Origin of the sequence: Vreelandella sedimenti (assembly GCF_013416325.1) — a bacterium.
Classification (GTDB): domain Bacteria; phylum Pseudomonadota; class Gammaproteobacteria; order Pseudomonadales; family Halomonadaceae; genus Vreelandella; species Vreelandella sedimenti.
In genome coordinates this window covers 40932-61713 of record NZ_JACCGK010000016.1, presented here as the reverse complement: position 1 = coordinate 61713, position 20782 = coordinate 40932, and the positions used below count along the sequence as shown (strand labels likewise).

Below are 20782 nucleotides of genomic sequence, written 5' to 3'. Positions count from 1 at the left end.
CTAGAAAATCGAACTGGCAAGTAGGCCTATACCCGCACCAATCGCAGCACCCACAGGCCCGCCAACGCTACCTGCCTGCATACCGGCCATCATGCCAACGCCCGCCCCCGTGCCAACGGCGCTCATCTTTTGGGCCTTCTCTGCCTGCTGCATTTGTTCTTCCTGCATTTCGGCCTGACGCTGCTGGCCAGCGAGGTCGCTTAGCCCCTGCATGGCCTCGCCTTCCATTTGCTGACGAAGGCCTAGTAATCCATAGCTCATTGGTTCATCACTCGGTCAGGAATGTTGGAGAGGCCCATGCCGCCAGCAAGTATCGCGTCCTGCCTGTCTTGGGCAGAGATGCGCGCTTCATTGCCTGCGCTCACCATGGAGGCGCTGCGCTCGATACTGGTACGCCGCTGCTCGGCGGCTTGCTGCTGAGGCGTTTGGTTGATGCCGTACCCTTGGCGCTGCTGGTCAAGCCCCTGCTGGCTATTGTCGTAAGCCAAACCAACGGCACTGCTGGCATTTGCGGCGGCTGTCCCGGGCGCGCTGCTGTCTTGCGCGACATTCGCCAGCTCATCAACGTAGGGTGAGAAACGGTTGAGCCAGTCATTCCACTGGGCGCGATTGAGTTGGCCAAGAAGCTGTGAAGCGCCCTGGTCACCGCGCATGGCTTGGCTCGGGTCGACACGCTGCTGGGCAACTTCCGAGGGCGCATAATTGATTTGGCCTAGCGTGGGTTGATATTGCATCGCCTATACCCCGCCTGTGCTTGCTTGGTTATAGAGATTTAGCCCTTGAGGCTGGCTGGGCTGGTTCATATAGCTAGCGGTACCGGCACCGGCGACCTGGCCGAGAAGCTGCAGGTTGGCACTTTTACGGTTGAAACGATTCGCAGCGGTCTGTTGTGCATCCTGCGCTGATTGTGCAGCCACACCTGAGAGCCCTGCCTGTGCCTGACCGCTTTCCCCTTGGCCGATGGCCACGATGTTTTGCAGCCCCTGAATCTGCTGATTCTCTTGCTCAAACTGAGCGCGGCCCAAGGTTTCACCGCCGGCACTGGCACCACCTAGTGCAATATCGCTCATGGCCGTTTGGTAACGACCGCTAGAAGGGTCAACGCCCGCTTGCCCTAGCTGCATGCCCGCCTGTTCGCTCGCATCACTTACCGCCTGCTGCTGGCTTTGCAACGTGCGGCCCGCGATATAGCTCATGTTGGCATCGCTGGTCATATCGCCTACGGATTCCATGTAGGCGTTCTCAAGCGGCGCCAGGTTCTCTTGGGCGTAGTTCCATTTTTCCGCCGCTACCTGGGCAAGCTGACGCTGCTCGGGTGTGTCTTTTACTTTGCTATCACCACCACCGCCTCCGCTCATGAGTCGACTCCCTCTTTATCTGGTTCTGCTGGTTTAGCAAACCCATCGAGGTACGCTTCCAGCGTGTCTTCGTGGAAGTGATCACGAATAGAAAGGCTGACTTTATTCATCCACTCATAGCCACCAACCAAGTAGGCACACTGGGACACCATGCCGGTTAGTTGGTCACGGAGAACAAAGGCTAGGGTTTTGTAGTGGTGGTTATCAGAGCGCTCCAGGCACGCGCTATCGCGCCAGTCTTGTAAGGCGCTGGCCATGAGTGGGCGAAGGTAGGGTTCGTGTTGACGATAGAAGGGATTCGCGGGCAGCTCGATCAGCGCTTCCCAGAAGGTGCGAATCAGCACGGCATCGGTGACCGGCTTATCTTTATCGATGAGGTCATCAAGCGTCTGAGAGATACGAAACAGCATCTCGCAATAGGCTGCGGCCGCTTCGTTATTGCAAAGCACACTGCGTAAAAAAGCAGCTTCATTTTGACGTGGCATGGGCACCTCACGGTGAGCCAGTTTAAAGGATCAGTATAGCAGGATTGGCTGGACGCTTAGAACGATTGCCTACGAGTCAGCATATAACCAGGGGTTACATCGGTGTGTGAGCCATAGAAGCCAACCGTTGCAGAGAAACGGCGATGCTCCCAAGCAAAATAAAGCCGTACAGTATTACCCACCAGAAAGGGTCGCATCTTGTGTTGTCGGCCGTAGACGCCCATCAGCGGGTAAAAATCAATCATCGTGCTGTTGGGCAATGACAGCACCACATTACCCTCTCGGGCCTCGAAATAATTGTAAGAGTTGAGATCAGACGTGTTCTGCCGCGCTTCAAATTCTGAAATGCCGGTATTCACCTGGCCAGTGCTGATAATTGCCTGGTTGATTAGCCGAGAGTCGAATACTCGCCCGCCTCCCGCGTCATTGACTAATATGCCGTGCGTGGCATCAAACCAATATCCCGCGGCAATGGCGGCACCAATAGCATTCTGGGCATTGATATACACTTCGTATTCAATGTTGCTGCTGACCGATGAAGTGACCCTATCTGGGTTGCCAGTAAAGTTGGTGCAAGCATCGAAGCCACGCCAGTTGCCTGGCGATCCGATAAGCTTCGTTATTCCAATAGGACGCCCGCCAGTATGCCTAAGGCACAAGTAAGGCGGCATTTGCGTAGTAATAGTGCTGGGGAAAAATACCGTTTTCGGAAACCAGCCATTCTCAATATTGTCCGGCTTCCGGTTAAACGTTACCGTGATCGCCCTTCTTAGTATTAGAAAGTAGTTTTGATTTTCACCATCAATCAGAACGCGACCATTACTGTTTCTTATATCGATGCCGTAGGCCATGACTCATCCTGTTGAAAAAATTGATAAGTACGCATACCCCGCAAGATCATAAGAGCTCTGCCAGTAAGCGCGGCCTTGGTAAAACGTCACTGTTATTCTGGGAGGCAAAAACCCGCTTGCGGGCATGTTATCGACGGCATCCATGTATTCAGGCCCCACCTGATACGCAATATCACCGGTGTAGTAGTAGGTAAAGGCGAGGGAATAAGTAGCGTTTGGGTTAATGGCAGCGTTGTAAATATTGCCACTGGTGCCAAAAAGCCTAAACGAGCCCACGGTGCGAACCGTTAAATCATTGCTACTTAACCATAGCTGGCCGCCGGGGCCGTATATTTCAAAGCCAAAGCTCATAGTTGACCGATCCTGACCCTTAACCGACTGCTAGAGTCATAAACGCTCATGCCGTCACCATTTTGCTCAACTCTTCCCCCGGTGCTGACTGATTTAAGACCAAAGTCACCGTTAGGATTAAGCGCCCACCCTGAGTTCGGCCAATCGCTTGAGGCAGCAAAACCATAAAATGTTGCCGCTTCAGCCACACTCAAATTATCAGCGTCGATAGCGTCGGCACGGATTAGGCCGCCGACAGTAGTGACCGGTGACCCGTCATTGAGGAAGAACTTGCCAATGGTGATAGCCCCCAACTGTCCTTCCTGGATAGAGCCGTTGCGAATCATGGCGTTGTTCATGTACACAACGTCATTATCCATGATGAATGGACGGCGCTTGTTAGCGTTGGTGCGGCCTAAAAAGAAGCTGTCCACGTCGAAACCAGCATCTACCTGGGTGCCATCGTTATAGATGCCAAAACCACCTATCAAGCCATTCACCTGTACTTGGGCAGTATAGAGAGCTCCGATGCTGACCAGCTCACCATCAACACGATTTATATTGGTGTTAAGCGACTGCTGAACCGATGCAATATCGCTGTCGAGGCTAGATTGCACAGCAATCAACGATTGCGCCTGGGAATTTATGCGGCCATCTAGGCGGTTTACTTCAGTGCTGATGGTTTGCTGAACCGCTGATAAATCACTGCCGAGCTCGGAGGCCACGGTGGTAATCTGGTTGGCTAGTGATTGTGATTCAGACGCCAAGAGGCTCTGCGTTTGCTCTATCGCCGAGAACGCATCGGCCAGCTCCACTTCTACGCCATTAATACGTAATGCCGTCGCCTCATTATCGTCGATGCGCACTTCTTCAAGGCTGTAGAACGTCGCCGACGCGGTGCCCCGGGAGGCAGAGATAACGCGCTGTACCGCCGCCAGCAGCTCATCCTCTGCCGCCCTCGCCTTTGACTCCTCCGTGATAAGAGCAACGTCGTCACCAACGGCCGCCATCAACCCTTCAACTTCGACTGCTAGCGCATCGACGGCACTTGACCATGCTTCACGTTCAGCAACGATATCTGCCGTGTTGTCTTGTGTCTGGACGGTGAGTGTTTCCAAGTCGCTTGCCAACGCATCGTATTGCGTGGCGCGTGCTTCGCTTTCGTTTTGAATGGACGCCGTATTGGCATCGAGCTGAGATAGAAACGCTTGTAGTTCACTGGCAACAGCTTGCTCTTGGTCGGCAAGGGCCTGCTGAACCTGCTCAATCGCTGCCGTGACCTCGGGGATGTCTGTTTCAGCAAACGTGACCAGCACCCGATCCACCAGCACGCCATCGCCTCCCCCTGACGTATCACCCCATATCACTAGCTCATGGTCTAGCCCTTCAGTGTCAGCGGGCACCGTAATGACTACATCATAAAATGCGTAATCGTTAGTCGCGTTAAAATGCACCCATTCACCAAATACGCCATCAATGCAGTAAGCCACCGCAAATTCAGCGCTGGCACTACTCGCGGGCTGTTTGGCATAGAGCGAAAGGCGTATTTCGTTACCCGCAAACTCACTTGTTGTGTCTGGGCTAATCGTGCGGCGCACGCCGTCAGATTGCGGGTTTGCACTCGGAAGCGTTGACGCGATAAGCGCCGCCTGCTGCCCCGCGTAAACGTCACTTGTTTCAGGGCTTAGGCTGCTGCCAGTCGATGCATACCACGCATTGTAGTCACTGCCAGGCTCAAAGCTGCTTGCCAGCGAGGGTCGCGCTTCGAGTCGCGCGGAGAGGATTCCGACCTGGGTAGACAGCGAGCTAAACTGATCAATGCGTATCTGCTGCTCGTTGAGAATTAGCGCTTCGTTGTCGCCCACGCTCCCAAACAGCTGGTTAATCTGAGTAGCAAACAGTTCGTTATCATTGATACGCACCTGGGCCATCGAGTAGATCGAGGCGGCATTAGCGTTGTACGTGGCAGCCATTACGTCTTGCTGCAACGCGAGCAGACTGTCCTCAAGCTGCAACTGCTCGGTCGCTTGCGTGATGGTTGTCGTCAGATTATCGGTCGCTTCCTGGATCGCTTGCGCGCGCGCCTGCGCTTCAAACGTCAGGCTTTCAATGCGCTCGGCCCGCTCCCCATCAAGCCCTGCAATTCGTTCTTCCCGTTCCTCGGCGAGACGATTTGCGACGGTGCCGTCCAATGACTCTGGGCCGTTCAGCACAGTGTCTAACTCACCGATACGGGCAATCTCGGTTTGCAACGTTTGCGCTAATACGCCTTCATCAATCTGACCCGTGATTAACTCGATCACATAACCAAGGTCAGCCAGTGGCGTGGCATAAGTGCCGTTCGGGCTGTTGGGCGGGCCTTCGATGTCGACTACCGACGTGAAGGTAATCCAGTAGTAATAGCCCTTGAGCTTAGTGGGATCGTCAGGATCAACAGCATCATCACGCACGTAATCGGTATAGAAGCCGCCCGCTTCGCGGCCAATTATTTCCGCATTAGAAAAATTATCTTCCTCGCTACGGAAAATGTTGGTGTAGGCATGGTTGCGGTACTGCTGGCCGGGAATGGTCCAGCTCAGGTTGATCATGCCGTAGAAGCCGCCCTGAGCATCAAAACCCGACGGCGCTGGCGGTATGCTTAAATCAGGCGCTGGCGGCAGTAAGCCCGAATCTAAATTGCCATCTTGATTGGGGCGCATCCCCGGCTTTAGCTTTCCAATGCCGCTATCCAGTAGGTCGCGTAGGGTTACCTTGCGATCAAGCGGATCGCCGCGCACACCTTCACCGGTTTCAAGTATCTCGGTCATGGCGGCAATGAGGGGGCGTAGCTCGCTCGGTGCCTTCGGAGGCACTGGCGGTAATGTCCGACGGCGTCGGTTCATGGGCACCTCACGGTGGGCCAAAGAGGTTTAAACTAATTCGCTGGGCGAGGTCGCTATTTGCATGGATTGCACTTCGTTGGTGCCTTGAATTTCAAGCTCCCAATCACGGCAAAGTGTGTAGCCAGGCGGCAGGCGAAACATAGAAGGGCTCACTATCTCGGCATCCATCACCTGGTTGCCGTCAGCCCAGATAATCAGTCGCACCGGGTAATTGGATGCAATAACCTTGCCGCAGCTAAAACCAGCACTGCCAGGCGCTGCCTCATGTAAACGAGAACGCCATGTGAACGTCATCGCATCTCCCTGCCCCCATGCACTGATCGTGCTGCCCTGGATCAAGTAAAGCGTACCTGCTGCAATGTCGTAATAGCCTCCGCTCGCATTGATATCCAGGAACTCCACGCCCTCGCCGGGCGTAAACACCATGCACCCGCCTTCATAAAACGCCAGATAGCGACCATCATAACGGTAGGCGTGCATGCTGGACGGATTTAGCGCCTGCCATTGCTCGCGGGTAAAAACTTCGGCGGTCACTACACGCGCATCGCGGCCACCGGCTGCCACAAGCCCATCATGCCCGGCATAGATGATGTACTCGCCCATATCGACCAGCGAGCGAGCTGATAGACACGGCTGGTCAACATCCAGTTGCATAGGCGACATGGCCTCGGGGCTCGATCCGCTGACAAGATAGGGTTGCCCTTGGGTGGCCACGATCAGTCCTGACGACGTTGCACCAATCGCGACGATGTTATCTTTAAACGCTAACTGGTACGCCACTGGCCAGGCGTGAGGCAAGTACGCTTCACTAAGGCACAGCGTGTTATCAAAGAAGCCCGCCAGAATACCACCAGGAAGCGCCGTTAATCCTTGCAAGCGAGCATCCGGCATATCCCATTCAACCGACGGCAACGAACGTCCTAGCTGCGCGCTGGTAATGCTATCGCTGTATTGGCTAGTAGCGGCACTGACGTCAGCCACGTATTGATACACGCCACTGGACTCGGCGCGGTAAATGCGTTTCGTCACAATGTCATGGCTACCGCTGGGCACGCTCGGGAGTGCTAGCTGCACCTCACCACCTGCAGGCGCACCGCTAACCATATCCCAGCGTTCAATGATGTTACTTGGCGCGCTGGGTGCACCTTCTTCGCCAAACCTCGATACCAGGGTCACTACATAAGAGGTTTCTAGCATCGTGGTCGGTCGCTCGCCGGCAGGTGCGCGGTTGCTAGGCGCGGATGCATTAGGCCCGCTGTTTGGCAAAGGGATGCCCAAACGGTAACTACTGCCCGGGTACGGCGGTGTACCGCTGGTAATATCGCTAATGCCGCCCATCTTTGGTGGGCCGTCCCCCGTCCAGTACACTCGGGAAAAGTCGTCATTAGCCAGCGGCGATTTTACAACATTAACGTTGCGCCCCATGCCCCACGTCAGCCAGAAACCTTGTCCGTCATTGCCGCTGGGATAGCGGTAAAGCGTCGAAGGGTTTACTACCGAAGACAGTGACTCAATGTTAAGAGGAGCGCGCTCAGGCTTAAGCGTACCGCGCTTTAAATAGACATTACGCGCCTGCTGGGCGTTATTCTCTGGCAGCAATCGAGCATCAAGAATAGGTAGCTCGCCACGAAAGGCGCTGTGTTGGATTTTCAATGGGCCCACCTTTCAGGCATAAAAAACCGCTTCCGCGGCGGTAAATATTGTGAGGTAGGCTTAGGCTTCGATCGTCAGCGCGTGCCTGAACAGTTCATCAAGCTGCTCATCGGTTAACCCCAGCACTCCAGCCAGCTCTAGCACCGTAGGACTGAGGCGGCGAAACTCGGTGGCCATGCGCCACGCCCGGCGGGCTTTGGTGGCGGTCGCGGGGTCATCCAGCAATGCTTCTACCTGATCGATCAGACTAAAATCATCAAGGGCCTGGTGGGCCTGGAAGGCGCTGGCGACCGTAGTAGCGCGCCATGCTTCTAGCGCCTGTTGGGCTTGCTGCTCTGGCGTAATACGCCACGTGGCTTGGGCTTCGCTCATGTTGTGGGCTCCTCTTCTGTTTCGATCATGCGAACCGTCCATTTCCCATCTGACGGGTCTTGCCAGTATTCAGCCGCTCCACTTTCTATCAGCGCTAACGCATGGTGGTTGGTAGCCACTATGTACCGCTGCGAGGGGTCGTAATCAGTCGCGTCGATCCATTCACCCTCTCGTGCTGACCACGGTGTATCAGTTGTTTTAGTGGGCTGACCTAGTACGATATGCTGGTCGCCATCCCGCCAGAACATATCGTAAATACCCGCATCGCGCGTTTCCTCACTACCGATAAACTGGCTTCCTTCTACAAATAGACCGGTGTCGATATTGTTAATTAATGGGCCGTTTACATTGTATGAAGTAGGTGCCTTGCTTTTAGCCAGAAAGAGTAATTTCATTAGATATAATCTCCCTCAACTTCAATGAAAACAGAGCCAACTTCTCCCGAGGTAGGTGAATTAAAAAAGTTTGAATCCGCAAGCACGTTGATCGAGCCAGCATTATTAAACCGGCCATTAGCCCTAAAAGATCCCCTATCCGCATTCGATGACCACGCTGTTAAATCTGTGTCAGTGGTTACACTGATAGTCGCTCCTGTGATAGTAGCCAGCGGCTTGGGAAGATCGAAATGATTTGTAATACCAGTCGTTATCCCTTTTTTCATGCGCATTTTAATACGACCAGTGGCCAATATTTCCCAACTACCATCACTGTTGCTATCGCTCTCCATCAATCCGCCGCTGGGTACTTCATCATCGAAACTAATAGGGCTAAGGATGTTGCCGGCATGGAAGATAGGCACGAAATGGTTATAGTTGCCTGGCCCGCCGTCTCGGATTAGTGCCTGCCTGCTGCCGCCCGCGCGAAACAATAGTTGAGTAGCATTTGCTGCTGTATTAGCTGGCAAATGCAGAACAACGCCAAGACCGGTAACAAGCGGTAAATCAGGATCGTTAGCAGCTACATGAAATAGACCAAACTGGCTTAACGTAGCTAAAGTATCACCGTCGGGCATCGGCCGTGCATTTGTACCAAGACTGCCATAGCCCCTCGCCACCAGATCGCCAGAACCGCCCACAACCCCACGACCTCCCAGTACATCGACTAAGCTTTGCACTTGGGCTCGATCAGGAAACTCAGCGATCAACTCAGAGCTCGTACCCTGCCGTCGATACAGTCGCATATAAGCGCCGCCGCCTGGGACGCTGAAGTATTTACCGTCATCGACAGCTTGCCGTCCTTCTGTAATCGTCGGATAAACGGCGTTAAACCCCATCGCGGCATCACGAAAGCGAACCACTTCTTCCTGTAACGCCGCGTTGGTTTGCTCCAGATTTACAACAGCTTGCTCGAATGACATACAGCCCCCTTAAATTAAGCGTCGAGGTTTAACACGCGCACCCTGTTGCTGCCCGTACACTGACAGACGGTAAGCATCGTTAATGCCCGCGTTAAAGTGGGTTTCGTGATACGCGGCTTGCTCAACGTTGCGCCACGGCTGGGGCAGCATAAGAAGCCGGAACGTCGCGCCATGGCGTAGCGCTTCAAAGTGCTGATCGCGTAACGCGTCGGGCAGCGCGCTGTCAGCCATGGGCTTAACCGCTACGCGGGCAGTAAACGTATCAGCATCACTCTGGCGATGAATGGTGACGGCATCAGGGGCAAGCTGCTCATAGTCTGTTCCGGGGGTCATCTCGCGCCCATTTCGATATACCGTCAGCGCACGGACGCAGTAAACCCCGTCAGGGGCCATGACGCCCCCCTCGCTGCTGACAGTGACATCAGTGACTATCCAGGCATTGCCATCTTGACACAGCCTGAACTCCGCCCATCGAATCGCGTCCCGTATGGTGATAAGTGGCGCTTCGGGCACGTCCTGCACGATGGCTTCTAATAGAGAATCCATTACTGGCGCGTCCGTGGTGGGTTGGATGAGTTGTCAGGCGTATTTGGTGAAATAGCGCGTGCTACCTCTATCTTCTGTCCCAAAGCCCCCATGTAGGCCGACATGTGCATTTGAGCCCGATTAAGGTTCGCCGCATGCTCAGCATCTTTGGAATAAGCGCGGTACAGGATGTAATCGGTAATCACCGGCGCGTAGCTGTCGTTGAGGCGGATGGTTTCGCTTTGCAGTCCTTCCAGCCCTTGCGCGACATCGTGCGGCGTAGGTGTTGAGGAATAGATAAGCTCCACTTCTGCGCCTAACGCTGCAGGTGGGTATACGTAAAAGCGTGTCGGATCCTGGTCATCGAACATGTACTGCTCAATGTCGACGCTTTCAGCGTCGCCGTGCCAGCTTCGTCGCGTGGTATCCAGGGAGCGTCGCGTGGTAATCATGATGCCCATCTTATCGCTGGCAGCTGCCGTGTTGCGCACTACATCAATAAGACGAAGGCCGTCGGCGGGTATCTCTTGACGCGTGCCGACAACAAGCTCCATCGAGGCGTTAATTGCGGATGCATCGGGCTTGATCTGAACAATGGCTTGATAGCTTTCATTCAGCCAGCCGATTAGCTCTTCGTTCGTCCAGCGGGTACCGGCGGCCGTCACTTCTTGCAGCACCAACTTGGCGTTGCGAATGACGGTGCCTACAGTCGTGACGGCCATGGCTTACACCTCCTGCATGTAGCGGTTCTTAGCGAGGGCTGCTGTCCAGGGAAAGATGCGCCCGTTCTTAATGTGCTTGAGCTTCCGGCCCTTATACTTGGGCTTTTCAGGGGCTGGCACATTCTCAAGGTCATAGTCGCCAGCATCTGGGGATAGCTCTTCCGAAGAAGTGACGCCCTGCTCTGCCAGGGTTTCAGCGGCCTCAAGCAGCTCGGCGCGAATCGTTTCAACGCCTTGGCGCTTATTGATTTCAACGTTTAGCTGCTCGGCGATAGGCTCAAAATCTTCCTTGGTCACCGCCTCTTCAATCTGCTCAATCAGTGTCTTGCTCATAGCGTGTTACCTCACGGTAAGTAAAACGCCACCCCGGAGGGTGGCGATGTGGGGCGCTTAGGCAGCGCGCTCGGCGTACAGGTGGCCCATGGCGTTGGGGTCAATGACCTCATAGCCGAAGACGTTGAGACCACGCACCAACTGACCGAAGTCAGTCGGGTTAGGCAGGTTCTCCATTTTGGTCATCTGTGACGCAAAGGTAAGCGCTTTCTTGTGACCGAAGATCACGTTGGTGGCCTGGCGTGTGGTCGTGGCATCGGTGACTTTCGACATGTTGTTGCTGATGTACACGTCAAAGCGGTCGAGCATGCCGACCTTGCCGTTGCGGAAGACTGACTGGTTGTCACCCATCGCGCTGGCATCACGCAGGTCGGACTTTTTGAGCATGCCGTTCATCCACGCAGGCAACACAATCCAGCGTGCGTCGTCAGGAACGTTCTGCTCATCCAGCACCGAACCACAATCCACCAGCACATCCAGGATGTTGGTTTTGGAAATGCTCACCGGCGCACCGGCTGCGCCCATGTCGTAGCCGCCAGACTCTTTGCCCGCGCCTGCACCGGCGTTCTCGGCAGCGGCATCGGCAAATACATCGCCAAGGATCACCTTGTCGATGGCGATCTTCATCTGCTGGCCAGCGTCATCCGACCAGTTGTCCATCAACTTGATGTCCGCCTGGTACTCATCGACATCGTTCACTTCAAAGGCAAAGTACTTCGCCTTATCGATGTGCAGTTCGACTTTGTCGCTGGTGGGCTTCTCGTAATTGAGACCGCCGCCAATTTCGTAGTCGCGGATGGTGATAGACGGCGTGGTGCGGATCATCACCGTGTCGCCATGGCTCTTAATTTCCCCTTCATAATCCGTGTTGGAAATCTCAGCGAAGCAGGTTCGCGTATATAACTTCTCGATCATTTTTCCCGACCAGACCTGCGGGATAAAACCCGGGCTGGAGGTGCTGGAATAGTCGGGATGACTTGCGTCGCGTACTGGGCCTGCCATTGGAATAACCTCTTATCGCCTCACGGCGAGGAATCGGAACCGCCAGCCGGGTTAACGAACCCGGCCTTCACGTTGGGCGGCGAATATGTCGGCTTCCAGGCGTTGCGCTTCATCGGCGGCATAGCGGCCAGCGGTCTTATCGCGATAGAACTGTGAAATCTCGGCCCCCGTCCACAACTTCGCGCCTTGAGAATTTGGCGTTTGCGTTGCTTTCGTGGTGCGAGGCTCCACCTGCTCATCGGGTACCGTGCGCTTTTCCGGCGTCTTTGGCGTCGCCTGACTCAGATAGAGCTTGAAGATGTCTGCCACCCCCTTCGCGCTCTGGGACTGCTGCGCCTCACTCAGCGCTTGCTGATACTGCTTACCCGACTGAGGGTCGAACTTGCTAAGAAACTGCAGGAACGCAGGATCACTATTGATCTGACGGAAGTTAGGAACGGCTTGCTCCAGGTTCACCCAAAAGCGTGCTTCGGCGTCTTCCCGCTTTTCAGCCGCATCGGCTTCCTTCTCAGCTTCGAGGCGGTCTAGACGCTCTTGCAGTTCTTTTGTATTGCCTGTTTCGGGTGCCGCGTCCTTCTGTTTCGTCATGCGTTCAATGAACGTCACCAGGTCTTCGCCAAACTCCTGCTTGAAGTGGGCGAGCTGGTCGTCAGTGATGCCGCTGCTATCAGGCGAAGGGGCTTGTTTTTCCAGCTCCTGAATGCGCCGATCCTTGTCAGCGACCTGCTGTTTTAGCTGTTCGTTCTCTTTACGCAGCGCTGGGAGCTCACCGTTGTACTTGCCTTGCAGCACTTGAAAGCGATGCTGCCAATACATCGCATCTTGGGTTTCTGGCTTAGGCTCGTCTTTCGTCAGATCAGCGGGTTGCGCGTCTTCGGGATTGGCCGTGTCAGCCTGCTTTGTGTCGTCTTGCGGGTTTTGCTCGCTAGCGGGAGTCGGGGTCTGTTCTTCCTCAGCCTCGGGGTTCTCTGGCGTGCGATCAAAGTGCTTGGCGGCAGCGGCAGCTTGTGCCTGAACGGATTGGGGTAGTGACATTTCAACTCCTATGACGCCTCTCGGCGTGTCTGTGAGCCGGCATTTGCCGGGGTTCACGATTTGGGTAACGGGTTCAACCTGCAGTGTTGAGCGCACCCACAAAAAAACCGCCTCCAGGGAAGCGGCTTGTTTGTGAGGCCGGGCAGTGCCCGGCTATTTAAAGCGTGTATCGATTACCTCCCGTGAGGTCTCCAATTTTTCAATCCAGTCTGACAGCGCGGCCGCCTCGCCCTGCTTGCGAGCCAGTTCAAGCGTATCCCGGCATTGCTCCAGGGAGTCGCGACAATCCTCGCGCTGGGACTTGAGCATTTCCAGCAGGTATTTGCCGTCCTGGCTGCTGTTGATTCGCGACAGGGCTCTCCACTGCTGTTCGTTCATTCTGTTTTCCCTGTGTTTCGGCAATGAGCTTGGCAATCTCAGCAAGCAGGTGCTGGGCATCAAGCGGCGCCTGCTGCTGGGCGATCTGGGTGTCGGCTTGGGTTTCGGCAGCATCGGCGCCGTACTTCTGGGCCTGTGCCTGCTTAACCGCTACTTCTGCCTGGCCCTTGGCCTGTTCAAGCTGTTGCTCGGCCTCCATCTTGGCCTGCTCGGCTTTCTGCTGCTGGGCGAGGTTCTGTTCCATTTGCTCTTCCGTTGGGATGAGCCCCGGCATGTCCAACTTCTCGGCTACGCTATCCAGCAGCTTGCGGCGACCTTCCATACCCAAGATGCTCATGTCGGTCTCGTTACGGGTCAGCTGCAAGAACTGCTGGCGAAGCATGCTGGTCTGCTCACGAATGAGCATGGCAGAGCTACCGCGTGCCACGACGTTGACGTCACCTTTAATACTGGGGTCGTCGCTGTACTGCATGTTGTAGAGCCATAGCGCCTCGATGACACGACGCATCACACCACGGTCAATGTGGCGAATCGCGTCTTTGATGCCCTTATTGGCCGACTCCATGAGCATCGATAGGCCGCTAGCGGTATTGCCTGCGCCGCCGACGTTTTCGTTACCGTAGGTATAGCGCGGAATATTGGTGGCATCGTCGGCACGCTTTTCAAAGGCGTCGTAGACACTCAAGAGCTCGGCAGCATTGCTCGCAGGCTGATAAAACCGCACGGCAGCGTTATTGCCAGTGACGTTGCCGTCTTTGGTGCGCCATATCTTCCACGGGTAAATGTTGGTGGGATCTTCGTTGGGCTGTAGGCGCTCTTCGTAGACTTCAACTTGCGGGCCGGAGGAGATGGCCAGGTTGTTAACCAAACTGCGCGCCGTGGCGTTACACACATCCTGAATGTCGGCCATGAGCTCAGGGATCGCTTGCCCCCAGAAACTTCCCGGTACCGGCTGATAGCTCGCCTTGTGGTAGGGACGGCGCTCTAGCGGGTCGCGATTGATACGCACCCGGATAACGTGCTGGCCAATCAGAATGGCTTCAATTTCGTATTCAGCTAGCGGGTCTTCAATATCGTCAGGATTCACGCCCCATTGCAGCAGCGTGACGCCTTGGGCGCCACCGGAGTAGATCAGCCCATCGATAGTTTCACCGTGGGTAAGCCATTCGTGGCCGCGCCCTTCCAGCTCGGCACGCTCGCCATCCGTCCATAGCCAATCGCGCAAGCCGCCCTGGCCGTACTGCTCAAGTACGCGGCGAATAGACTCTTCGTTAAACGATGGCACGCCGATCAGCTGGTTAAGCTGCAGACGGGTAAAGCGAGCCCGCTCAATGATGAACGCGCCGTCATCGATGTTTGTCGCGTCTGGGCTGGGGTACATATCAAACGGCGACACCCGCTCAAACTCAGGGCGTACCGTAGTAGTCTTGACCGGCTGCCACCCTTCTAGCCACTCCAGCGTGGGCACACGGCGAAGAATAGGGGCGCGGATGAAGGACGTCGGATAGGTGACAAAATCATCAACAAACTGCTCGAACGCATCGTTCCAGCCACCTTCCGATAGCTGATCGGCTATGACCACCTCATGACGTTCAGCGGCTTCCTCGGCCTTCTCTTGCGCCATTTGCCGGACTTGCTCGCGTGCCTGCTCAACCAGGGCAGCCATATCCACCTGCTGGCCTTGCTGCTGTGCCTGCATCGCCTGCTGCTGGAGCTGCTGCAGCACTGGCATGATGTACTCGTCAGGGACGTCGGCAACAGGCGTAGGACGTAACCCCCAAGGGCGCTCATTGGCGGGCATCATGATATCGCGGATCCATGAGCCCGCGGCACGGCACTTCGTGGCCGTCAGCATCATGTAAATCTCGGCACCACCTTCCTTGCGAATCGCCGATAGCTTATCAGGGGAATACTCACCCTTTCGGCGACGCAGGCAATCCAGCAGCCGGTATTCGACTTCCTGCTTGGCGGTTTTGGCTGATTCCCACGAACGGCGAATATGAGCGCCCAGCGACGATTCCACTAGCTGGCGGCGACGCTCTTCCTCTGCGGCCATTTGCTGGGCTTCCGCTGCCTGCTCAACGTGCATTTCTGAGGCAGTCTTGTATTGCAGCAGTCCCAGATTAGCCATTAGCGGCACCTTGCGTCAGTGCGCGATAGATGGCGGCGTCAGCTGCACGCTTATGGGTGCGCATACGCTGAATGTTGCGGCGCATTGGGCCAAGCTGGGTGAACAAGTCGGTTACGTACCCTTTAGGATCCTGCAAGAACTCCAGCAGCTTGATCGTGAAGGTAACACCCATGCCGCCTTCCACATCAAACTGCAGTCGCATGCCTGGCTCAGGCGCCGATACCTTCTCCTCGATGATGATCATGTCGATCTGCACGTTGCCAACGTCAGGGCGAATCTTCTTAGACGGAATGGGTATCTGGTGTTTCATCAGCTCTTGCGCAATACCCATCGCCGAATCGCGGGCGAGCTTTTCAATATCGCGGCTCTGCAAACCGGCTAGGCGCAGCGCTGCCGTATTAGCCCGCTGCTGTTGTGAGCTGTCAGGTGCGGAATAAATCATAGCGCCTCCCGGCGTGATTAAGTGTGAGCAGCCCAATTGCCACGCCTGCCGGTGCTGGCTGGCGTGCCGGGCAGTTGAGCCCTTGCAAAAAGTGATGATCGGGCGAGAGTTTCTAGCGCCTTAGCGCCGTGGGATGCCCAATCATGGCGAGGTGTCGGCTTATAAACGCCGCGTTTGTCATCCCACTCTTTGCGGTAGTTATCGAGGCAAAGCACACCTTGGTGGCAATCCTCTTCATTGATCCAGCACATCGGCAAGAATTGGCGTGTGGCCTGTACGCCCTCAGCATGGTTGCTAATGCGCGGTACCGTTTCAAAGTTAATACCGAAGCCTTTCGCCACATCGGAACGACTTTTACCGGTGCCAAGCTCACGAACAGCAAGATCGTGTGGCCCGAAGTGCCCGCCGTAGCGGTAACCCTTCTTATTGAGCAGGTCAGCGTAGTACTCGATGCCTTCGCCCTCGCCTTCGAGGTAGTCCACCAGGTGCACTTCACGCCCGACGACTTGAGCAAACCAAATCGCCATGGTGTCGTTCATACCCAAGTCCCAAGCGGTATAGACCGGCAGGCTAGGATTAACCTGCACCTGGCTAGTGAGGCGCTTGTGCTTACGCAGGAACTGCATCTGCGTGGCGAAGTAAGCACCCTCGACCGACTGGCTAAACGCTTCTTCTGGCGTGCTGGGGTACTCGCGCTGCATATCGTCTTGCAGCTTTTCGGCTTTTTTGGCGTACCACGCCTGCTGGCCTGCAGTCGTTTTAATGCTGTGCTTGTGTTCAAGCTGCTCGAAATACTCCCGCAACCGTTGCGGTACCACGACGCCCTTTGGCGACATGGTGTAAGTCGGCTCTTGCCACCATGGGAAGAAATGGAACTGGAAGTCCATCTCCGTCAGCGGGCGCCCCATCTCCTTGAGCTGCTGCGCTGTCTGACTGTAGTCGAAGAAGTAGCCTTCACGCCCCTCTGCGGTACTTTCGAGCGTTATCTGATTGCCGATACCCACCGCTTCAAAGGCGCCGGTAACGATCTCTTTAGCTTTATGCGGAAACTGCCGACAGATCTTGCCGAATTCAGATACATGCAGACGCTGGAGCGTGCCGCCACGGTAAGAAGTGGAGACCTTGATGCTTGAACCGTTATCAAAAACGTAGGCACCGCTACCGCTCTTGTCGCTGATCGCCTTGGGTATCTTAGTGCCCAGCATTTTCAGAAGCGCATGCCAGGCGTCGTCGATGTTCTCGTAAGCGAAGGTGATCTTGTTCCTGAAGATATCCTGCGCATCTTCCAGCTTGTGGCAGATACAGCCCGCGGCGAAGTTGTCCTTGAACAGACAATCATCCAACGCGTCGATCATTTCAAAAGTGGTGAAGCCCAACTGGCGCGCCTTCAGGATGAGATCAAGGCAGTGACCATTCAGGTAGCGCTCTCGCTGCGCCTTGTTTGGCTTGAAGCGAACCTTCTTACCGGACTTATCCTTGATCTTGTAGAGCGAGTTGAGACGGAACCATTTGAGGTTAAGCGCTGCTTTAAGATCGGCTTTATCGGTTAACCTGCCCTTCGCGTGTGCTCTCAGATAGGCGTCTGCGCGCTTGACCTGACGTGCCCGCTCACTCGGCGCCAGGATCATCAGGAGCCACCTCATTCATCAGTTCTTCAAACGTCTTCACGCCTTCGTCTTTATCGTTGGCATCAAGGCCATAGTTCTGGCGTTCTAGCTTGATAACGCGGTCGAGGGCTTGGGTACCGTGCCCCATGCACTTGCCGACGTACTCCAGGGGAATATCAATCTCCGTGATGACATCAAGCATTTGCACCTTGATCTTGCCTTCTGCCAGCTGACTGTCCAGCAGCTCGGCATAACGCTCAGCAATCCCTCGCCAGCGCTCCAGATTCTTACGGTGACCCTTAACGACGGCAGCGTTCTCATTCGCCGCATACTCAACGATCTGCTCGTCGTCGTTATCGAACGCCGCCTGGGCTTCCGGTGACAGCGACGCCTTGGTGATTTTCTGCTGCGTGCGCTCGCGTACCCGCTCAGTTAGATCCTTTTCCCAATTTCCCTTCTTTGCGCGGCGCGAGATACTGGAGCGGTGAACGCCGTGGCGCTTTTCGAGCTGAGTCATCGAGAAACGACCAGTGCGGAATTCGCGCTCGATCAGCTCCCAGTCGTTTCGTTGAGCCATAAAAAAACGCCACCCTTAACAGGCAGCGTCTCCATAGAATAGGGGCCGGGCGTCTCACGACGTGCCGGCGGTTATTGGCGGTGCCTCACGGCATGGCCAAAGGCGACGCTTCGCAGCGTAGCCGTGTCGCTTCACAGCGAGAATCAGCATTGGTTGAGCGCCCTGATGTGAGCGCTAGATCACCCCGCTGCAATAACAGTTAGGTAGGGCGCTCACCGATGCCGGTGCATTGATTGGTGCTCGATATCTCCCGCCCATCTGCGTAAGTGGCTTTGCAGACCATTCCCGCAGAGTTGCTGCGCTCAAACATAGCGCCTGCAATATCATCCGCTTGGCGCTGCGTGAGGTCTGACGCTACCACCTCGTTGCTGCCAGTGGTGCGCTCGACGTTCTCGCTATAGCGGGTCACTTCATAGCGTTCAATTTTACGTACTCGATACTCAATCATGCTTTACTCCTCGACGGCCTCAACCGCCTATTTGGGTTTACTCTTCATCTTGAATGCGTTCGTGCATCCAGTGCGCGGACTGGTGCAGCGTGGCCGCGACCATACCCCAGCACAGGCCAGCCTCTTCTGCTTCGCTGATAGCCTTCATGATGTCGTCTTCCAGCTTTATGCACGCTGCCTCGCCCGAAGGCGTGAGGGTTTTCATCCTACGGAAGTGCGTTACCGATCCCATTATCGCCTCCAGTGCCAATAACCAGATGAGAGGAACACAATCACGATCCAGCGCAGCCTGAGCCACGCTGATAGGCGCCTACTTGGTGTCAGCTTCACGATAGAGGTTCGGCTGGGTGCGATTACGCTCACTCTGGACTTCGCGCCAAGCGTTAATGCCTTTGTCCGCTGTGCGCGCCCCAACGTAACCGCCAACGCCGAGCGTCATTAAATTCCATAAGGGCTCAGGGAGGTCGAGCATTAAACCCACGCCAAACATTGCGCCTAAATAAGGTGCCAGTAGATAGTTGTTCGCAATGATGGCAACGATCACGATCATCAGCAGCGGGCGCCAATTACGCTGTAACCAGCTCTCGCCTTGCGCTTCTGCCAAAATAATCTGCATCTGCGCCTTAACGATACTGTTCTCGGAATCGATAAGCTGAGACTGGATGTCGCTCTTTAGTCGGTTGGCTTCGTCTTTATCAGTCACTGCTTTATCGATCACGCCAAACAGAGGGCCAGTAATAGCGCTCAAAGCCTTAGTTACTAAGCTCATGGTTTACCACCTCGCACACGATCAGCGAACGCCATTATCATCACGTCAATGCTGCGCGGGCCTGCCCAGCCACATACAACTGCGACGCTCGTCGAAGGCCAGCCATCCAGCCCAAACCAGATGTTTAAGCCTGCTGCGATAACGCACATAACGATGAGCGCAGGCACATCGAGCAACAAACGCTTCGTAAAAAATTTATCCCGCTCGCCGCTTTTAATCTCGGCGGCAATCTTAGCGATAAAGCCCATAAACACTGCTCCCGCTAGCGTAACCGCCAGCAGCGCTTCTTGTAGCCAGCCTGTGTTTCGCCATGGCATTGCACTCCTCCCCTTACCAGCGTGCCGGACCATGAGAGCGCGTATCGACGTGAGTAAACGTCTGATAGCGCCCAAGGCTGGCAGTGGGAAAGTTTTCGGCGAGCCAGTCGTACACGTCGTCAGTCTCTACGCCTTGAACGCGAATATCAGCGGCACGGCCAAGCGTGTGCAGGCTGTTAGGCGCTCCGCCTACCTTGGCGTTGTAATCATGGCAGCGGCAGCCGCTGTTGATGATCACAGCTTTGCCGAAATGAGTGCGCACCGCTTCGAGCACGTCGAGCGTATCCACATCTACGGTGTCAAAACCGCAACCGCAGTTACACGCAAACTCGGTGCGATGAAAGTGGGCACTAATCTTGTTGGGCATATTAAGCTCCAGCGCCTCACGGCGGGGGAAATTGGTAGCGGGCGATGGATTCGAACCACCTGTTGTCTAGGTTATGAGCCTAGCGAGACGCCATTTCTCAATACCCGCTATAAACAGAAAAGCCCCACCAGATACTGGCAGGGCCTCAAATGTAAACGCCCCGGCGCAATGCCAGGGCGTAGAATTAGATAGTGGGGATAGATTAGCTAATTCAGGCACAGTGCGCAAGAGACCTAGGCATTAATGCTTAACCTTATAGGCATCCTGAATTGATTGGGTCAAAGCGCTAAATGAATTTTGAAAGAGATTTTTCTCTTCCTTAGATTTTTTAAGCTTTTCCCGTTTTGAATATGCATTCATCCAAACCTCTGACTCTTTGCGATCAGCTGACATTGCACTATAAGTCGATTCTATATTTCGTGTGTGCTCCAGCTTCATACAGTTTAATAGCTCTAAAAGCCGTGCCATCTCACCTGCAGCATCCTCTCCAATCGCTTGAGCCAAGGATTCACAAACTTTAGCCTCGTGAAGTAAATCATCCAAAGGTAGGCCCAAGGACATAGCCAGATGCGTGACTGATGTTGTACTGAACTCAAGCTGTTGGTCGATATTGTCGATATCTCTGTAGTGCAGCTTAAGAATATCGCTCAGCTTCACAGCCCTTTGAGCATACATAAACCGCAAGTCCTGTTTGCGTTGTTTTGTACTATCGTTAATAGCCTTACCTGCAAACCAAGCCGCTACGGCAGCTGCAATTGTTGCAATAACCGTAAGGGGGAGCGAGAAAATAGCTACTACATCTGAGGCTGAGGAGACATCCATCACATTATCCTTCACTAAG

Annotated in this window: 26 protein-coding genes and 1 tRNA gene; all 27 read right to left on the bottom strand. The window is 55.0% G+C overall.

Annotated elements, in window-relative coordinates:
- Entirely contained in the window at positions 1–261 is a 261-nt protein-coding gene (locus HZU72_RS17765) for a bacteriocin (RefSeq protein WP_180094520.1), read from the bottom strand.
- Positions 258–734 carry a hypothetical protein gene (locus HZU72_RS17760; RefSeq protein WP_180094518.1) on the bottom strand — a complete coding sequence of 159 codons (477 nt, stop codon included), beginning with the start codon at positions 732–734 and terminating at the stop codon, positions 258–260. The genes HZU72_RS17765 and HZU72_RS17760 overlap by 4 nt, the downstream gene beginning before the upstream one ends.
- A gap of 3 nt (positions 735–737) precedes the next feature.
- Positions 738–1358 carry a hypothetical protein gene (locus HZU72_RS17755; protein WP_180094516.1) on the bottom strand — a complete coding sequence of 207 codons (621 nt, stop codon included), beginning with the start codon at positions 1356–1358 and terminating at the stop codon, positions 738–740.
- The gene (locus HZU72_RS17750) at positions 1355–1843 is read right to left on the bottom strand and encodes a hypothetical protein (RefSeq protein WP_180094514.1); all 489 of its coding nucleotides are present in this window, start codon (positions 1841–1843) and stop codon (positions 1355–1357) included. The genes HZU72_RS17755 and HZU72_RS17750 overlap by 4 nt, the downstream gene beginning before the upstream one ends.
- 56 nt (positions 1844–1899) lie before the next feature.
- Positions 1900–2694 carry a hypothetical protein gene (locus HZU72_RS17745; protein ID WP_180094512.1) on the bottom strand — a complete coding sequence of 265 codons (795 nt, stop codon included), beginning with the start codon at positions 2692–2694 and terminating at the stop codon, positions 1900–1902.
- A gap of 3 nt (positions 2695–2697) precedes the next feature.
- A complete protein-coding gene (locus tag HZU72_RS17740; protein WP_180094510.1) occupies positions 2698–3045 on the bottom strand; it encodes a hypothetical protein in 348 nt (115 codons plus the stop codon).
- Positions 3042–5906 carry a phage tail tip fiber protein gene (locus tag HZU72_RS17735; protein WP_180094508.1) on the bottom strand — a complete coding sequence of 955 codons (2865 nt, stop codon included), beginning with the start codon at positions 5904–5906 and terminating at the stop codon, positions 3042–3044. The genes HZU72_RS17740 and HZU72_RS17735 overlap by 4 nt, the downstream gene beginning before the upstream one ends.
- Before the next feature lie 27 nt (positions 5907–5933).
- Positions 5934–7559: a hypothetical protein gene (locus HZU72_RS17730; RefSeq protein ID WP_180094506.1), complete on the bottom strand. Its 1626-nt coding sequence runs from the start codon at positions 7557–7559 to the stop codon at positions 5934–5936.
- A 60-nt stretch (positions 7560–7619) separates the two neighbouring features.
- A complete protein-coding gene (locus tag HZU72_RS17725; protein ID WP_180094504.1) occupies positions 7620–7931 on the bottom strand; it encodes a hypothetical protein in 312 nt (103 codons plus the stop codon).
- Complete coding sequence (locus tag HZU72_RS17720) at positions 7928–8326, bottom strand: hypothetical protein (RefSeq protein WP_180094502.1); 399 nt, start codon at positions 8324–8326, stop codon at positions 7928–7930. Before HZU72_RS17720 ends, HZU72_RS17725 begins: the two co-directional genes overlap by 4 nt.
- A complete protein-coding gene (locus HZU72_RS17715; protein WP_180094500.1) occupies positions 8326–9288 on the bottom strand; it encodes a hypothetical protein in 963 nt (320 codons plus the stop codon). The genes HZU72_RS17720 and HZU72_RS17715 overlap by 1 nt, the downstream gene beginning before the upstream one ends.
- A 9-nt stretch (positions 9289–9297) precedes the next feature.
- Entirely contained in the window at positions 9298–9834 is a 537-nt protein-coding gene (locus tag HZU72_RS17710; protein WP_180094498.1) for a hypothetical protein, read from the bottom strand.
- Positions 9834–10535, bottom strand: coding sequence for a phage adaptor protein (locus HZU72_RS17705; RefSeq protein WP_180094495.1), 702 nt, complete (start codon positions 10533–10535; stop codon positions 9834–9836). The genes HZU72_RS17710 and HZU72_RS17705 overlap by 1 nt, the downstream gene beginning before the upstream one ends.
- A gap of 3 nt (positions 10536–10538) precedes the next feature.
- Entirely contained in the window at positions 10539–10868 is a 330-nt protein-coding gene (locus HZU72_RS17700; protein WP_180094493.1) for a hypothetical protein, read from the bottom strand.
- A gap of 57 nt (positions 10869–10925) precedes the next feature.
- Positions 10926–11870 carry a phage major capsid protein gene (locus HZU72_RS17695; RefSeq protein ID WP_235976163.1) on the bottom strand — a complete coding sequence of 315 codons (945 nt, stop codon included), beginning with the start codon at positions 11868–11870 and terminating at the stop codon, positions 10926–10928.
- Between the two features lie 51 nt (positions 11871–11921).
- Complete coding sequence (locus HZU72_RS17690) at positions 11922–12905, bottom strand: hypothetical protein (protein WP_180094491.1); 984 nt, start codon at positions 12903–12905, stop codon at positions 11922–11924.
- A gap of 247 nt (positions 12906–13152) precedes the next feature.
- The gene (locus HZU72_RS17685) at positions 13153–15414 is read right to left on the bottom strand and encodes a cell envelope integrity TolA family protein (RefSeq protein ID WP_180094489.1); all 2262 of its coding nucleotides are present in this window, start codon (positions 15412–15414) and stop codon (positions 13153–13155) included.
- Positions 15407–15856, bottom strand: a complete 450-nt coding sequence (locus tag HZU72_RS17680) for a hypothetical protein (RefSeq protein WP_180094487.1) — start codon at positions 15854–15856, stop codon at positions 15407–15409. Before HZU72_RS17680 ends, HZU72_RS17685 begins: the two co-directional genes overlap by 8 nt.
- Positions 15857–15873: 17 nt before the next feature.
- Positions 15874–17484, bottom strand: coding sequence for a terminase (locus HZU72_RS17675; protein ID WP_180094485.1), 1611 nt, complete (start codon positions 17482–17484; stop codon positions 15874–15876).
- Entirely contained in the window at positions 17465–18040 is a 576-nt protein-coding gene (locus HZU72_RS17670; RefSeq protein WP_180094483.1) for a hypothetical protein, read from the bottom strand. The genes HZU72_RS17675 and HZU72_RS17670 overlap by 20 nt, the downstream gene beginning before the upstream one ends.
- A gap of 199 nt (positions 18041–18239) precedes the next feature.
- Entirely contained in the window at positions 18240–18488 is a 249-nt protein-coding gene (locus HZU72_RS17665) for a hypothetical protein (protein ID WP_180094481.1), read from the bottom strand.
- A 37-nt stretch (positions 18489–18525) separates the two neighbouring features.
- Positions 18526–18786, bottom strand: a complete 261-nt coding sequence (locus tag HZU72_RS17660; protein ID WP_180094479.1) for a hypothetical protein — start codon at positions 18784–18786, stop codon at positions 18526–18528.
- 12 nt (positions 18787–18798) lie between these two features.
- Positions 18799–19257, bottom strand: coding sequence for a 3TM-type holin (locus HZU72_RS17655; RefSeq protein WP_180094477.1), 459 nt, complete (start codon positions 19255–19257; stop codon positions 18799–18801).
- Positions 19254–19574 (bottom strand): hypothetical protein, encoded by a 321-nt coding sequence (locus tag HZU72_RS17650; RefSeq protein WP_180094475.1) that lies wholly within the window; start codon positions 19572–19574, stop codon positions 19254–19256. Before HZU72_RS17650 ends, HZU72_RS17655 begins: the two co-directional genes overlap by 4 nt.
- Before the next feature lie 13 nt (positions 19575–19587).
- Complete coding sequence (locus HZU72_RS17645; protein WP_180094473.1) at positions 19588–19941, bottom strand: YcbK family protein; 354 nt, start codon at positions 19939–19941, stop codon at positions 19588–19590.
- A gap of 32 nt (positions 19942–19973) precedes the next feature.
- Positions 19974–20050, bottom strand: a tRNA-Met gene (locus HZU72_RS17640).
- A 131-nt stretch (positions 20051–20181) separates the two neighbouring features.
- Positions 20182–20763, bottom strand: a complete 582-nt coding sequence (locus HZU72_RS17635) for a hypothetical protein (protein WP_180094471.1) — start codon at positions 20761–20763, stop codon at positions 20182–20184.
- Positions 20764–20782: the final 19 nt, after the last annotated feature.

Coding starts and splice junctions, on each gene's coding strand:
- HZU72_RS17670 (WP_180094483.1), bottom strand. CDS start 18,040: ATGGCTCAACGAAACGACTGGGAGCTGATCGAGCGCGAATTCCGCACT.
- HZU72_RS17675 (WP_180094485.1), bottom strand. CDS start 17,484: ATGATCCTGGCGCCGAGTGAGCGGGCACGTCAGGTCAAGCGCGCAGAC.
- HZU72_RS17720 (WP_180094502.1), bottom strand. CDS start 8,326: ATGAAATTACTCTTTCTGGCTAAAAGCAAGGCACCTACTTCATACAAT.
- HZU72_RS17725 (WP_180094504.1), bottom strand. CDS start 7,931: ATGAGCGAAGCCCAAGCCACGTGGCGTATTACGCCAGAGCAGCAAGCC.
- HZU72_RS17705 (WP_180094495.1), bottom strand. CDS start 10,535: ATGGCCGTCACGACTGTAGGCACCGTCATTCGCAACGCCAAGTTGGTG.
- HZU72_RS17685 (WP_180094489.1), bottom strand. CDS start 15,414: ATGGCTAATCTGGGACTGCTGCAATACAAGACTGCCTCAGAAATGCAC.
- HZU72_RS17645 (WP_180094473.1), bottom strand. CDS start 19,941: ATGCCCAACAAGATTAGTGCCCACTTTCATCGCACCGAGTTTGCGTGT.
- HZU72_RS17710 (WP_180094498.1), bottom strand. CDS start 9,834: ATGGATTCTCTATTAGAAGCCATCGTGCAGGACGTGCCCGAAGCGCCA.
- HZU72_RS17655 (WP_180094477.1), bottom strand. CDS start 19,257: ATGAGCTTAGTAACTAAGGCTTTGAGCGCTATTACTGGCCCTCTGTTT.
- HZU72_RS17690 (WP_180094491.1), bottom strand. CDS start 12,905: ATGTCACTACCCCAATCCGTTCAGGCACAAGCTGCCGCTGCCGCCAAG.
- HZU72_RS17755 (WP_180094516.1), bottom strand. CDS start 1,358: ATGAGCGGAGGCGGTGGTGGTGATAGCAAAGTAAAAGACACACCCGAG.
- HZU72_RS17635 (WP_180094471.1), bottom strand. CDS start 20,763: ATGGATGTCTCCTCAGCCTCAGATGTAGTAGCTATTTTCTCGCTCCCC.
- HZU72_RS17665 (WP_180094481.1), bottom strand. CDS start 18,488: ATGATTGAGTATCGAGTACGTAAAATTGAACGCTATGAAGTGACCCGC.
- HZU72_RS17735 (WP_180094508.1), bottom strand. CDS start 5,906: ATGAACCGACGCCGTCGGACATTACCGCCAGTGCCTCCGAAGGCACCG.
- HZU72_RS17745 (WP_180094512.1), bottom strand. CDS start 2,694: ATGGCCTACGGCATCGATATAAGAAACAGTAATGGTCGCGTTCTGATT.
- HZU72_RS17715 (WP_180094500.1), bottom strand. CDS start 9,288: ATGTCATTCGAGCAAGCTGTTGTAAATCTGGAGCAAACCAACGCGGCG.
- HZU72_RS17650 (WP_180094475.1), bottom strand. CDS start 19,574: ATGCCATGGCGAAACACAGGCTGGCTACAAGAAGCGCTGCTGGCGGTT.
- HZU72_RS17750 (WP_180094514.1), bottom strand. CDS start 1,843: ATGCCACGTCAAAATGAAGCTGCTTTTTTACGCAGTGTGCTTTGCAAT.
- HZU72_RS17700 (WP_180094493.1), bottom strand. CDS start 10,868: ATGAGCAAGACACTGATTGAGCAGATTGAAGAGGCGGTGACCAAGGAA.
- HZU72_RS17760 (WP_180094518.1), bottom strand. CDS start 734: ATGCAATATCAACCCACGCTAGGCCAAATCAATTATGCGCCCTCGGAA.
- HZU72_RS17740 (WP_180094510.1), bottom strand. CDS start 3,045: ATGAGCTTTGGCTTTGAAATATACGGCCCCGGCGGCCAGCTATGGTTA.
- HZU72_RS17765 (WP_180094520.1), bottom strand. CDS start 261: ATGAGCTATGGATTACTAGGCCTTCGTCAGCAAATGGAAGGCGAGGCC.
- HZU72_RS17695 (WP_235976163.1), bottom strand. CDS start 11,870: ATGGCAGGCCCAGTACGCGACGCAAGTCATCCCGACTATTCCAGCACC.
- HZU72_RS17680 (WP_180094487.1), bottom strand. CDS start 15,856: ATGATTTATTCCGCACCTGACAGCTCACAACAGCAGCGGGCTAATACG.